Source organism: Chromobacterium sp. ATCC 53434 (assembly GCF_002848345.1).
In the GTDB taxonomy this organism is placed as follows: Bacteria; Pseudomonadota; Gammaproteobacteria; order Burkholderiales; family Chromobacteriaceae; genus Chromobacterium.
Map to the genome: position 1 here is coordinate 1,908,234 of NZ_CP025429.1, position 13,392 is coordinate 1,921,625.

The 13,392-nt window shown below is 67.2% G+C and carries 12 protein-coding genes and 2 riboswitches; of the genes, 2 read left to right on the forward strand and 10 right to left on the reverse strand.

Going from position 1 to position 13,392, the window contains the following annotated elements:
* Entirely contained in the window at positions 1-1,230 is a 1,230-nt protein-coding gene (locus tag CXB49_RS08580) for a M23 family metallopeptidase (RefSeq protein WP_101708008.1), read from the reverse strand.
* A 343-nt stretch (positions 1,231-1,573) separates the two neighbouring features.
* Between CXB49_RS08580 and CXB49_RS08585 the strand changes: the two genes are divergently transcribed.
* A complete protein-coding gene (locus tag CXB49_RS08585; protein WP_101708009.1) occupies positions 1,574-2,314 on the forward strand; it encodes a hypothetical protein in 741 nt (246 codons plus the stop codon).
* Positions 2,315-2,371: 57 nt separating this feature from the next.
* Here CXB49_RS08585 and CXB49_RS08590 read toward each other — a convergent pair whose 3' ends face one another.
* The 6 genes from CXB49_RS08590 to CXB49_RS08615 form a co-directional block, all read right to left on the reverse strand.
* Entirely contained in the window at positions 2,372-3,667 is a 1,296-nt protein-coding gene (locus tag CXB49_RS08590; RefSeq protein ID WP_101708010.1) for an MFS transporter, read from the reverse strand.
* A gap of 121 nt (positions 3,668-3,788) precedes the next feature.
* Positions 3,789-4,463: a TIGR02117 family protein gene (locus CXB49_RS08595; protein ID WP_101708011.1), complete on the reverse strand. Its 675-nt coding sequence runs from the start codon at positions 4,461-4,463 to the stop codon at positions 3,789-3,791.
* A gap of 43 nt (positions 4,464-4,506) precedes the next feature.
* On the reverse strand, positions 4,507-5,121 hold the full coding sequence (locus CXB49_RS08600) for a trimeric intracellular cation channel family protein (protein WP_101708012.1): 615 nt from the start codon (positions 5,119-5,121) through the stop codon (positions 4,507-4,509).
* A 154-nt stretch (positions 5,122-5,275) separates the two neighbouring features.
* A riboswitch (glycine riboswitch) is annotated at positions 5,276-5,373 on the reverse strand.
* Between the two features lie 4 nt (positions 5,374-5,377).
* Positions 5,378-5,464: riboswitch (glycine riboswitch) on the reverse strand.
* A 73-nt stretch (positions 5,465-5,537) separates the two neighbouring features.
* The gene (locus tag CXB49_RS08605) at positions 5,538-8,084 is read right to left on the reverse strand and encodes a DUF3141 domain-containing protein (RefSeq protein WP_233492997.1); all 2,547 of its coding nucleotides are present in this window, start codon (positions 8,082-8,084) and stop codon (positions 5,538-5,540) included.
* Positions 8,085-8,442: 358 nt separating this feature from the next.
* The gene (locus tag CXB49_RS08610) at positions 8,443-8,868 is read right to left on the reverse strand and encodes a GNAT family N-acetyltransferase (RefSeq protein ID WP_101708013.1); all 426 of its coding nucleotides are present in this window, start codon (positions 8,866-8,868) and stop codon (positions 8,443-8,445) included.
* A gap of 42 nt (positions 8,869-8,910) precedes the next feature.
* Complete coding sequence (locus CXB49_RS08615) at positions 8,911-9,852, reverse strand: LysR substrate-binding domain-containing protein (RefSeq protein WP_101708014.1); 942 nt, start codon at positions 9,850-9,852, stop codon at positions 8,911-8,913.
* Between the two features lie 106 nt (positions 9,853-9,958).
* Between CXB49_RS08615 and CXB49_RS08620 the strand changes: the two genes are divergently transcribed.
* Positions 9,959-10,567 (forward strand): FMN-dependent NADH-azoreductase, encoded by a 609-nt coding sequence (locus CXB49_RS08620; RefSeq protein WP_101708015.1) that lies wholly within the window; start codon positions 9,959-9,961, stop codon positions 10,565-10,567.
* A 49-nt stretch (positions 10,568-10,616) separates the two neighbouring features.
* Here CXB49_RS08620 and CXB49_RS08625 read toward each other — a convergent pair whose 3' ends face one another.
* The 3 genes from CXB49_RS08625 to CXB49_RS08635 form a co-directional block, all read right to left on the reverse strand.
* A complete protein-coding gene (locus CXB49_RS08625; protein ID WP_101708016.1) occupies positions 10,617-11,408 on the reverse strand; it encodes an ABC transporter substrate-binding protein in 792 nt (263 codons plus the stop codon).
* A 32-nt stretch (positions 11,409-11,440) separates the two neighbouring features.
* Entirely contained in the window at positions 11,441-12,238 is a 798-nt protein-coding gene (locus tag CXB49_RS08630; RefSeq protein WP_233493000.1) for an ABC transporter substrate-binding protein, read from the reverse strand.
* A gap of 113 nt (positions 12,239-12,351) precedes the next feature.
* On the reverse strand, positions 12,352-13,056 hold the full coding sequence (locus CXB49_RS08635; protein ID WP_158300689.1) for an ABC transporter substrate-binding protein: 705 nt from the start codon (positions 13,054-13,056) through the stop codon (positions 12,352-12,354).
* Between the last annotated feature and the right edge of the window lie 336 nt (positions 13,057-13,392).

Sequence of the window (13,392 nt, forward strand, 5' to 3'; positions counted from 1 at the left end):
TCACCACAGCCGGTTGGTCGACGCGCACAAGGGCACGACCGGCGCGTTGCTGCCGGTGTCCAGGAAGCCGTCGCTGATCCATTGGCCACCGTCGGTGCGGTTCCAGATATCGGTGCGGCCCCAGACGCCGCTGACCGCCTCGCCGCGGACATGGCATTGCAGGGCCACCTGTTCGCCGCGGGATACGCTGCCGGCTATGGCGGCGGAGAGGCTGGGGGCGCTGCGCAGATTGACGCGATTGTCGCCGCCGCCCGGCATCGCGGTGCCGCTGGCGCCATCCGGCGTCGGGGCGGGATCGGCGCCGCCGCCGTAGTTGACCAGCCGGCCGCCGACATTGACGCGGCTGCCGTTGCGCGCCGCGTAGCCCTGGTAGGCGCGGTTGCCGGCGAAGAACTGCCAGCCGCCCAGCCATTTGCGGTTCACCGGCTCGGCCTGGCCCTGGTGGATCAGCGAGAAATGCACGTGCGGGCCGGTGGTGCTGCCGCCGCAAGGCAGGCCGTTGCCTATGGTGCCGAGGTAGGCGCCCTTGGCGACGCGCTGGCCGTCGGCCACCGTGTTCAGCTTGATCATGTGGTAGTAGGTGGACGAGTAGCCGTTGTCGTGCACCAGCTTCACCAGTCCGCTGCCGCCGCGCAGGCAGCTCTTGTAGAGCACGCCGGCTTGCGGCGCCAGCACCCGGCCGTCTCCGCCGGCGAAGTCTATCGAGTCGTAGGGCTGGCTTTCGCCGCTGTAGCCGTGCGCGCCGCCGGTCAGGCTCCAGGCCGCGCCTTCCTGCCATGGCAGACCGAGTCCGGTGGCCTCCGGCGCCAGCCGTTTCTGCTGCCGGGTCTGGCTGAGCCAGGCGCGGCGTTCGTCCGCGCTCAGCCAGTCGGCCGGCGCGGCGGCGAGCAGCTCGGCGAAGCCGGTGTCGCCTTCCAGCGCCAGCTGCCAGCCGGCTGCTGTCTTGCGGGCCAGGAACAAGCGGGACAGCGGCACGCGGTCGTCGGCGCCGGCCAGGGTCGGCAGCGGCTGCGTCGTCGAACCCAGCACCCATTGCTTGTCCCGGCTTTCCCGATTCGTCTCGACCAGCGGGTCCGGCTGAACGCCCTTGGCCAGCGGTGCCAGCGGCGCGAGCGCGGCCGCGGCGGCCCGGCGCAGGGCCGGGTCCTGCGTTTCGGTGGCGGCCTGGGCGGCGGAGACGCCGAGGGCGAGCAGGGCGAGGGACAGCGATGGCATGGCGGCTTTGATCATCACGGACTCCTTTCTGGTTTTAGGCTTGGCCGGACTGCGACCGGCACAGGGACCATATCGGGAGCGGGGGCGGATTTCAGCTGGTCTTAAGGGGTGGCCTCGAGAGGGGAACCTTTTATCGATTCATGAGCGTATTGTTCGCTCTAGGTATTTGTTCGGAATGATTTTCCACGGCGGCGGCATATAAAACAGCTAGGCATGCAAGCATGCTCGAATACTTCCCCGAGCGGGACCGCATGGCGCCGACGCGCCGCAGCGGCTTTCCGTCCCCGGCAGTCTCGTCCCGATTTTCTTTTGATATGTCCGGATCCGGTTCAGGCCTGTTCCGGCTTGGGAGGAACTCATGTCTTCGAATACCCTGCGCATCACGGCCAGCGACAACGAGCTGTACATCATCGCCTATCAATGGGGCGCCAGCTACCAGCTGGCCCATATCCAGAGCGGCAGCGGCAATGCGGTCAACGTGAATGTCAACATCGGAACCGGCAACTACGTCGAGCCGGCGGTGCAGAACGGCGTCAACGGACCGCTGAACAGCACCTATTCGGTCAATCTGCCGGCCGGCGACTATGAGGTGATGGCGGTGGGCATCAACTGGGGCGGGCCGTGGAGTTTCGCTTTCAACGTCAACGGCGGCGCCCAGCATGCCGGCAGCGGAGGCGCCGGCAACGGCGTGGTCTGGTATACCGAGGGCGCCGGGTCCGGCGCCGGCATTCCGATCACGGTCGGGCAGTCGGCGCCGGTGGTCGAGACGGTGCAGGTCAGCACCCATCCGCCGATTCCATCCGGCCTGAAGGTGGCCTTCATGACAGGGCCGAACTCGCCGACGCCGGACGGAGAAAGCAGCACCTGCAATATCGTCAACTACAACGGCCTGAATTACTGGGCGTACTCCTATATCGACAACCGGTATTCCTTCGGCCTGGTGGGTTACCAGCCGTCGACCGGCAAATATGTCGAGCAGGAATTGAAGGGCGGGCGTTACCTGTGGAAGATCACCGTCGATGAAGTCAAGCAGACGGTGACCTTCTACGGCCAGTCCGGGCAGAACGTCACCGTGCCCTGGAGCCAGCTGCCGAAATAACGGCGCGGCGGGGACAGGACGGCCGCTCCCTGAGCGGCCGTTTTGCTTGGGCCGGACTCAGTCGGCTTCGGCGGCCGGGCGTTCGTGGAACAATATTAGCGCCAGCAGGCTGAGGCCGGTGCAAGCCATCGCGTACCAGGCCGGCGCCAGCGGATCGCCGCTGACGCTGATCAGCCAGGTGACGATGAACTGGGCGAAACCGCCGAACACGGTGACGCCGCAGGCGTAGACCACGGCCAGCCCGGTGGCTCGGCCATGGCGGGGCAGGGCCTCCATCACCAGCAGGAAGCCGGCCGGGCAGCCCAGCGCGAGGATGGTGGTCAGCAGCGTCGCCAGCAGCAGCGCGTTGCGCAGGGTCGGCTCGCCCAGCAGCAGGGCGAAACAGGGCAGGGTCAGCAACAGCAACAAGGTGTTGACGGCCAGCAGCAACGGTTTGCGGCGGCGCAGGCGGTCGGCCAGCCAGCCGGCGGGCGGCGACGCCAGCAACATCATCAGGCCGGCGGCGCAGCCGCTGAGCAGCGCGGATGATGGGGGCATGTGCAGCACCTTGCTCAGATAGGACGGCATGTAGTTGGCGATCACATAGGTATTGGCCGACATGCCCATCACCAGCATGCTGCCTAGCAGCAGCGTGCGCCGGTGTTTGCTCGCCAGCCGCAGCAGGCCGGGCTGGCGGCTGGCTTCGGGACGATGGGTCTCGTCTAGCTGGCCGCGGATATACAGTCCGAGCGGACCGATCAGCAGGCCGAACAGAAACGGCAGCCGCCAGCCCCAGCTTTCCAGCGCGTCGACGGTCAGCAGCGCGGTCAGCAGCGCGCCGCTGGCGGCGCCGACCAGCACCGCGGCGCCCTGGGTGGCGGTCTGCCAGCTGACCATGAAGCCGCGCCGGCTTTTCGGGGCGAACTCCATCAGATAGCTGGTCGAGGCGCCGATCTCGCCGCCGGCGGCGAAACCCTGCAGCAGGCGTCCGGCGACGATCAGCAGCGGCGCCGCCACGCCGATGTCGGCATGGGTGGGGGCGAGGCCGATCAGCGCGGTGCCGGCGGCCATCAGCCAGATGGTCAGCGTCAGCGCCGGCTTGCGGCCCGAGCGATCGGCGATGCGGCCTATCGCCAGGCCGCCCAACGGGCGCACCACGAAGCCGATGCCGAAGGTGGCCAGCGCCATCAGCAGTGAGCCGTACTCGCTGTCGGATGGGAAGTACAGCTTGCCTATCAGCATGGCGAAGAAGCTGAACACAGTGAAGTCGTACAGTTCCAGCCAGTTGCCCAGCGCGACGGCAATCAAGGTGCGGCGCGGGGACGCGGGGCGGATGAGGGGAGAGGGGGCGGCGACAGCCAGCGGCTTGCTCATGGCGGCTCCTGTTCTGGGTTGGCCGCCATCGGGCGGATTTTTACTTCACTATTTTATATGATAATAGCATTATTGGTTTATGTGTTGCCCGGCATGCGGGGCAAATCGAGAGCGATGGGGCTCAGTGGCCGATATGCCAGAACAGCGGCTGGCTGAACGGCGCCCACAGCGCCGTGCGCGCGCCGGCCGCGTCCAGCGCGTCGCGGACCCACTGGTTGCAGGTTTGGATAGGCGTGTAGCGGCCCATGGCCTGGTAGAAGGCGTCGTTGTCGTCGTAATGGCGGCCGGGCAGCCAGCGGGGGAGGCCGGCGGCATCGGTCGCCGCGCTGCGGCGGACGAAATCGGCGAGGCGCGCGTATTGGTCCGGCGCCAGCAGCAGCAGGCCGGCGTTTGCCGGTGCTTGCCACAGGTATTCCACGTGCAGCACGGAACGATCATAGGCCAGCGCGGCGAGCGTCTTGCCCGGGGTCAGGTCGGACCAGTTCCGCGTTTCCAGGTAGAAGGCGCGGCTGCCCCAGCCTATGGCGACATAGGGCGCGCCGCCGAAGCGGTCGGACCGCCGGAGCCGCTCGGGCGGGAACTGCGCTTTCCAGTCGGCGGCGGCGGTTTGCGCCGGCAGGACCAGGCTGGTGTGCACGCCGTTGCTGTCCAGATACACCGGCACGCCGGCGGCGGCGGGGCGCGCGTCGCGGTTGGCCGGCAGCAGGCCCAGGATCAGGGCGGCCAGCAGATAGCAGGCGGGCAGGGCGGCGGCGATGGCCGCGCCGCGCCCCAGTGCGCGAAGAAAGGGCGTCATCCGGCCATCATGGCATCGGCGCCGGACCGGCGGCAAGACCGGTTCAGTGGTTGTCGTGGCGGTAGGCGAACACCGGCAGCCGCCATTCGCGCCACAGCGCGGTCATTCGCAGCGCCAGGCCGAAGGCGAAGCTGGCGACGACGTTCCATTCGTGCTGCGCGCCCAGCCAGTTCAGACCGAGATACAGCCCGGCCACCAGCAGCGACACGCTGGCGTACAGTTCGCGCCGGAACACGATGGGGACGCGGTTGCACAGCACGTCGCGCAGAATGCCGCCGGCGATGCCGGTGATCATGCCGGCCATCACCACGATGACCGGGTGGTAATGCATGCCGAGGGCGACGTCGCAGCCTATGATGGTGAACGCCACCAGGCCGAACGCGTCCAGGATCAGGAACAACCGGTTCAGGTGGCGCATATAGCGCGAGATCAGCACGGCGGCGATGCCGCTGGCCACCACCAACAGCACGTATTCCGGGTGCTGGGTCCAGCCTATCGGGTAGCGGCCCAGCACGATGTCGCGCACGGTGCCGCCGCCCAGCGCGGTCAGGAAGGCGATGACGGTGACGCCGAAGATGTCCATGTGGCGGCGGCCGGCCGCCAGCGCGCCGGTCATCGCTTCCGCGGTGATGGCGATCAGGTAGATCAGGGTCAGCATGACGGGGCGTCCTTGCGGATGGCGGTTGCGGGCGCCGCCGGCTTGGCGGGGCGGAAAATCGGCTGCGGGCCGGGCGCGGGCAAAAGCCCGGCGCGCCGCGGGGCGGGTGCGCGGGACAAGGCAGACTCCTGGGTGGATTCCGGGCTACGGAACAGCCTCTCCCCTTGTCCTTTTACCTGAGAGTTGCATGGCCGGCGGCCACTTGCCCCTTCGGTGGGCTGCTCGGGGCAGCCTCTCTCCAATCGGCTTGATTCAATGAAACACTGCGGTACGGCTTGCCTGAGCGATTATGGGAGCTTGCGTCTTCGGCGGGGGCTGCGCCCCTCTCTCCCGCAGTTAGCCGGCCATATTAGCTTTTGCTATTTAAGTCGTCAATGCCGGGCAGGGCTGGGCCGGGTCGCCCCGGCCCAGCGGCTTCAGTGCTTGTCCGGCTCGCCGGCGACGGACTGGGCCGCGCCGTCGGGCGTGCGGCCATTGACCTTGGCCGGCCCCTTGCGGGGCGCCGCCGGCTTGGCCGCCGCCGCTTTGGGCTGGGCGTCGCCGGCGGTCTTGGCGGCGCTCTTGCGCCCGACCGTAGGCTTGACGGCTCCAGTCGCCGGTTTGGCCGCCTTGACCGCGGCGCCGTCGGATGCCGCCGGCGCCTTGCCGGAGACGGCGGGCTTGGCAGCTGTCGTCTTGGCCGAACTCGCCGGTTTGACGGCCTTGGCCGCGCTTCCGCCCGATGTCGCTTGCGCTTTGGCGGGTTTGGCCGCGGCCTTGCGCCGGCTCGCCGGCTTGACGGTCTTGGCCGGCGCCTTGCCCGGGGAGGCCGTCGGAGGTGCCGTCTCCTGGCTTGTCGGCGGCGCGGCTGCCGGCGTCTGCAGCGCCAGCGCCGAGGCGACTTCGTCCAGCCGCGCCTGGTGGATGGGCGCGATGGCGCCGCGCAGCGCCAGCAAGTCGCGGGCCAGCAGCCAGGCCTGATGGCGGCGGCGCGGATCGGGCAGCAGCAGGGCGAGGCCGCGCAGCGCGCGCGGCGCGTCCAGCCGCACCAGCGCCACCTGGCGCCGCACGATGTCCTTCAGCTGCATCAGCGTCAGCGGATACTCGTGTCGCACGTCGCGCATCACGCGGCGGATCGCGTTGAACGGCCGCTCGTCTACGACGCCGCCGCCGTTGCTGACATAGAGCAGCAGCCGCACGAAGCCGTCGGCCAGCGTGCCTTGTTCAAAGCCCGGATCCAGCGCCTCGCGCTTCAGCCGCGCCAGTTCGCGGCTTTCCCAGGCCAGGGCCCGGCTGCGCGGTTCGCTGGCGGGCGTGACGCCGACCAGGGTCGCCAGTTGAGGCGATTCGTAGATGGCGTGGAACAGCTGTTCCTGGGCGGCGTCGCGCAGATCGCGGTAGTGGTCCAGCGATTGAACGACGAAGTCGGACAGCTGCTGCTGCCAGCGCCACAGCGGATTGTCTTCGGTTATCGGCCGGCGTTGCTCGCGCACCTTGGCGGCCAGATCCGGCAGCCACCACAGCCACGGGTTTTTCGGCGAGATCAGCGTCCGCTCCAGCCGGGCCGGATGCCATTCGCGCAGCAGGCGGGCGCTGGTCTCGTTGCTGAGCGCGCGCACCGCCGGAGACAGGTAGCGGTCGTATACGCCCTGGTTGATCTCGGACACCCGCTTGACGACCTCGAAGGCGCGCTCGTCGTCGCGGCCGTCGTCCAGCGCCAGGATATCCGGCACGTCGCGCGCCTCGAAGCGGATGATGTAGCGCCCCTCGATGTATTCCAGGCCCGGCGCGTCCGGGGCGATGTCATCGATGACGGCCTCGTACAGCCCCGGCGCCAGCACGTCTATCAGGTCCAGCGCGCTGGCGAATTCGCTGTGCTCCTTGTTGGCGACGCCGGCGGACACGAAGATGCCGAGGTGGCCGACCTTGTTGTGCAGGCAGTAGACGATGGTCTGTTCGTTGTCGCGGATGTCGTCGACGCTGTCGTACAGGTCGGCGATCCAGTTCAGCGCCTGCTGCGGCGGCGTGATGTTGTCGCCCCAGGAGGCGAACACCACGATGGGGGAGCGGATGTTGCGCATGTCCACCCGCACCTTGCCGTCGTGGCTGGCTATCCTGCCGTGGACCAGCTCGTTGCCGACGAAGAGCTTCTGGGTGATCCACTCCATCTCAGCCTTGTTCAGCAGGTAGTGGCCGCCCCACCAGCGCTCGAAATCCAGGTAGCGCTGCGGCTCGGTGTCCACCTTGGCGTAGAGGTTGTACGACTTCTTCCACAGCGTGTTGGCCGGGTCCAGCTTTTCGAAATTCTCGACCAGATGGGCGCCGTCGAAATGGCCGTTGCCGAGGTCGCCGGCCAGCGAGGCGGCCCAGGTGCCGCCGTTCAGGCCCCCGGCATAGCGCATCGGGTTCTTGCCGCGCACGCCGGCCCAGTACGATAGCGGCGATCCGGCCAGCAGTATCGGGCCGACCAGGTCCGGCGCCACCGCCGCCAGCATCGCCAGCGCCCAGCCGCCCTGGCAGTTGCCGATGACGAAGGGCTTGCCGTCGCTGTCCGGATGCAGTTCGTTGACGCGTTTCAGGAAGTGTCCCTCGGCCTTGGTCACGCTTTCTATGGTCTGGCCGGGGACTGGTTGCGGGAAGAACATCACGAAATAGCAGGGATGACCCTGCTGCAGCGCGACGCCTATCTCGCTGTCCATCTTGAAGCCGCCTATGCCCGGGCCGTGGCCGGCGCGCGGATCGATGACGACGAAGGGGCGCTTGGCCGGGTCGGTGGCCGGGCTGCCGGCCGGGGGCTTGATGGCGGCCAGCGCGTAGTTGGCCGGGTCGGGCAGCTCGCGGCCGTCGACGATGATCCGGTATTCGAAGACCAGCACCGGCGGCTTGCCGCTCTCGCAGTGCTCCAGATAGGTGGCGCCGCGGCGGTACAGCGTGTCCCAGTACAGGATGCCGCGCTGGCAGGCATCCAGCCAGTAATCAAACAACGGTTGAGGGAACGGGAGCTTCCCGCCTTGAACTGCAGCAGTCGACCACATTGCAACCCCTTGTTCTTGAACGGTAGGAAAAGACGCGCGCAGCCTGTAGACGACCTTCGGAAAACGAACGCCGCCGAAGGGCGACCGTGAACGGGCCGCCGGCCGACGACAGGCCATGGCCGTCACTGTACTCGTTATTTGCTGCGATGCAATAAATGCGAACGGTCTGTCGGCGATCTGTGGCGCGCAGCCATCAACTGGCCCCGGCACGCGTGGGGGTTCGAGCCGCGGAGGCCGCCTGCAGTTCCTTGACCATCACCACGCTGGCGTAGGCCTTGTCCGGCCATTGCAGCGGCGCCTCGACGCGTTAGCCGCGTTTGGCGTAGCGCGCCACCAGATGGGCGGCCGGCTCGGCGGTGTCGAGGCGGATGCGGCGGTAGCCCTGGCGGCGGGCCCAGTCCTCGGCGGCGTCCATCAGCTGAGAGCCCAGGCCGTAGCCTCGCCAGACGGGATCGACGCCGAATTGCATCAGCACCGCGCCGTCCGGCTGGCGGAATTGCGGGCAGGACGAGGCCGGCTTCGGATGGTGCACCGTGATGGTGCCGACCAGCGCGTCTTCGCGCCAGGCCAGCAGACAGAGTCCGTCGGCTATGCGGCGGCGGGTGACGGCCGCGCTCTGGTCGACTGCGGTGTAGCGCAGGCCCATCGCCGCGAGTCCGGCGTAGGCGCGATGCAGCAGGGCCGTCAGTTGTTCGATTGAATCGGTCTCGGTCAGCGGGCGCAGGGTGAACATGTCTTTTGTTTCAGTGGCGGAAAGCACAGGGCAAAGCAAATGTCATGCCGGGCGAATGTCGGCGCGCTGCCAGTCGCCGGCCATTTCCTCGCTGATCAACTCTTCCGCGACGAAGTCTATGAAGGCGCGCACCGCCGGCGACAGGCCGCGCCGGGTCGGAAAGGCGGCGTGCAGTATGCCCCAGGGGAAGTCGTACTCGGGCAGGATGCGGCGCAGGCGGCCGTCGGCCAGCGCCTGGTGGCAGACATTGGCGGGCAGGGCGGTGACGCCGGCGCCGGCGATCGCCGCCTCCAGCAGCACGATCATGTCGTCGGTCATCAGGCGCGGGGCGTCCAGGTGAATGGTGTAGCTCTGACCGACATTGTCCAGCAGCAGCCATTGGCCGCGGCCGTCGGGCCGGCTCATCGTCAGGGCCGGCAGCGCGGCCAGCCTCTCCGGGGTCCGCGGTTCGCCGTGGCTGTCGAGAAAGGCCGGGTTGGCCACCAGGATCACCCGGCTTTTGCCCAGCCAGCGCACCACCAGGCTGGCGCTGTCCTCTATCACGTTGCGGACCCGGATCGCGACGTCGACGCCTTCCTCGATCAGGTCCACCCGGCGGTTGGTGGAGTCCAGCGCGACGCGCACCTGGGGGTGGCGGGACAGGAAGCGCGGCAACAGGGCGCTGAGCATGGTCTTGGACAGCAACTCCGGGCAGCTGACCCGTATCAGTCCGCGCGGTTCGGCGCTGCTTTGCAAAATGGCCTCGTCGGCGGCGTCGGCCTCGGCCAGCATCGCCTGGCAGTGCCGGTAATACTGGCCGCCGATTTCGGTCAGCGCCAGCCGGCGCGTGGTCCGCTGCAGCAGGCGCACGCCCAGGCGGGCCTCGAGCTCGGCCACGCGTCGGGACAGCCGCGACTTCGGAATGCCGAGCACCCGGCCGGCCGCCATGAAGCCGCCGTGTTCGACGACCTTGGCGAAGTACAGCAGATCGTTGAGGTCCTGCATGATTGTCTCATTAGTGGAACAATGTTTCCAATTCTAGCAGTCTAGTCCGGATTGTTGCGCGTGCCTATCATTGCTCCATCACAGTCCAACAACGGAAAGAACTGACATGAAACTGCTGCATCTCGACTCCAGCATCCTGGCCGACAACTCCGTCACCCGAGAACTGTCCGCCGTCGTCGCCAACACGCTGCGCCAGCGCCACGCCAATGTGGAAACCATCTACCGCGATCTGGCAGCCAACCCGATCGCCCATCTGTCCGGCGAGATCGTCGGCGCCCGCTTCTCGCCGGAATCGGACTGGACCGCGACGCAGCGCAGCGAGTCCGCGCTGAGCGAGCAGCTGATAGAGGAGTTCATCGCCGCCGACGTGCTGGTGATCGGCGCGCCGATGTACAACTTCACCATCCCGACCCAGCTGAAGAGCTGGATAGACCGGGTGGCCGCCGCCGGGCGCACCTTCAAGTACACCGAGAATGGTCCGGTGGGCCTGGTGCCGAACAAGAAGGTGGTGCTGGTGTCCGGTCGCGGCGGCGTGCACAGCGGCGAGCAGGGCAGCCTGCTGGATTTCCAGGAGGACTTCCTGGTGACGGTGCTGCGCTTCCTCGGCGTGACCGATGTGGAGATCATCCGCGCCGAGGCCATCGGCATGGGCCCGGACAAGCGCGCGACGTCCATCCATCTGGCCAAGGAAGCCATCGCCAAGCTGGCGCTGTAATCCGGCGCCCAGACGGCAAAAAGGCCCGGCATCGCCGGGCCTTTGTCGTTTAATCGAGCGGCTGCTTCAAGGACTGTTCGACGCTGGCCTCGCCCAGGTAGCGGCGCATGATCGCCCGCAGGCTGCCGTCGCGGTACATGCGCTGCAGCTCGGCGTTCCACAGCGCCGCGCTCTCCTGGCTGAAGCGGACCTTGCTCAGCGCGATGCCGCCGGCGATGATCTCGCTGTCCGGGAAGAAGTCCCGCACCGTGACTTGCTGGCCGGCCTGATGGCTTTGCAGCCAGGGATCGAAGCTGATCGGGTGGCCGAAGACCGCGGTGACCACGCCATTGCATACCATGTGGTACAGATCGTCCTCGTTGGAGGCGACGACGATCTTCCGCTGCTGGGTCAGCTCGTCCAGCAACTTGTCTTCGGCGGGGCTGTGGCGGTAGCCGCGGATCACGCCCCAGCGCAGCTCCGGCAGCTTCAGCAATTCCTGCAGCGTGTTCGCCTGCACGCCGCGGTGGAGCAGCACCATATTCTTGCTGTGGTGGTAGGGCAGCAGCCACAGATAGCGCTGGCGCTCTGGCGTGATGGTGGTGGACGCGCCGATGTCGGCCTGGCCGATTTCCAGCAGCTTCAGCACCCGCGGCCGCGGGTAGTCCGCCTCGCTCTGTATCGGGCAGCCCAGCCGCCGGGCGAGCTCGTGGATGATGTCGGGGTCGTAGCCCTTGCCCTGGTGGTAGGCGACGCCGAAGTCGTAATAGGCGATCACCAGCGGCGTGACGGGGCAGGGGTTGGGCGCCGCCCGGGCCGCGGGCAGGAACAACAGCAAGGCGCAGGCTGCCAGCCATCTCATCGGATTCTCCCGCGATGCCGGTCGGGCCGGCGTCATTCTATCGGCAGCTGCAGCATCTGTTTGACGGCGCCGTCGCTCAAGTGGCGGCGCAGAATGCTGTACAGGGTGCCGTCCTTGTACATCTTTACCAGTTCTCGATGCCAGCGTTCGGCCGCCTGCTGGCTGAAGCGCGCCTTGCTCAGCGCCAGGCCGCTGGCGATCATGTCGGTCTGCGGATACAGGTCCAGGATGACGATCTGCCGGGCCAGCAGCGGATCGCGCAGCCAGCGGCCATAGCTGAACGGCTGGGCGAAGGCGGCGGTGACGATGCCATTGGCCAGCATCTTGTACAAATCGTCCTCGTCGTCGGCCGTCACCAATTGGCGCCGCGCCGCGAGATCGGCCAGCAGCCTGTCCTGTTCCGGTCCGTGGTGGTAGCCGCGGATGGCGCCCCAGCGCAGCGTCGGGTCGCGATCCAGCTCCACCAGCGTGCGCGCCTTGACGCTGGGGTGTAGCAATACCATGTTCTTGCTATGGTTGTAGGGGTAAATCCAGGCGTAGGCCAGCCGTTCGGATGTCGGAATGGTCGAGGTGCCGATATCCAGTTGGCCGGTTTCCAGCATTTTCAGCGCCCGCAAGCGCGGCAGCTGGGTTTCGTTGGCGATCGGGCAGCGCAGTCGTTGCGCCAGTTCGTGGACCAGATCGACGTCATAGCCACGGTTGTCGCGATAGGCGGCTCCCATCTTGTAGAAGCCGATCTTGAGCGCCCCCTGCGGGCAGGCTGGACTGGTTGCGGCCTGGCAGGCCGAGGAGAGCAGCAGGGCAAACAAGAGCCGGATGTTTCGCCGCATTTCGTGTATCACCTCCATTAAGGCATTTTGCCGGCTTGCCCGCGCGATGCTTCCCTGTCCCTCCAGCCGCCCCATCGTCGCCGCGGACCTGGGGTCGGGCGATTCCGCCATCGTCAGGGAACCGGGAGGCGCAGCAGATAGTCGGTGGTTTCCTCGCTCAGCGAGCGGCGGAAAATGTCATGCAAGCTGCCGTCGCGGGACATTTTCCTCAGTTCCGCATGCCACAGTTCGGCCGCCGCTTCCGGGAAACGCTTCTTGCTCAGCGCCACGCCGCCGGCCGTCGCCTCGACATCGGGAAACAGGTCGAGCACGACCACCTGGTTGCGGATGGCCGGACTCCTGAGCCATTCGTCATAGCTGGTCGGATGGGCCAGCGCGCCGGTAATCACGCCTTCGGACAGCATCTTGTACAGGTCATGCTCGTCGATGGCCGACACGATCTTGTTTCTTTTGCCCAGTTCCGCCAGCAACTGCTCCTGCATCGGACTGAATTTCCAGCCGCGAATCACGCCCCATCTGAGCTTGGGGTCGTTCGGCAGCGAGGCCAGCGTGCGGGCCTGGACTTCGGTGCGCAGCAGCACCATGCTCTTGCTGTGTTTGTAGGGGTAGATCCAGGCGTACTGGAGGCGGTCCGGCGTCGGGGTGGCGGAGGTGGCGATGTCGATTTCGCCGATTTGCAGCAGTTTGAGTGTTCGAATCCATGGAAACACGCTTTCGCTGGCGACGGCGCAATGCAGGCGGCGCGCCAGCTCCCGTATCAGGTCCACGTCATAGCCATGGCCGTCGTGGTAGGCCAGGCCGTATTCGTAAAACCCCACTTTCAGCGGACCGGAAGGGCAGGCGGGATTGTTTTCTGCTGCATGGGCAAAGGATGTTAGCCATAAGAAACCGACAACAGTAAGTCTGTAGATTTGCTGCATGCTGACGCGCCACCCGGAAGTCTTTGATTTCAATAATAGCCGCGCTGTCGGCGGCTGCTACCCCGGTTGCGGATGGAAGTGGCGTTCGTTGCGCCCGCGCGCGCCGTTTTGCGACGGATTTGGCCGGGACGCGGCGGCCTGGGGAAAAGGCCGATGGCGGCCGGATGGCCGGTGGGCGAAAGGGGGCGGGCTGTCGTCCGAGATGGGAAGGCGCCGGCCGGGACGGGCCTGGCC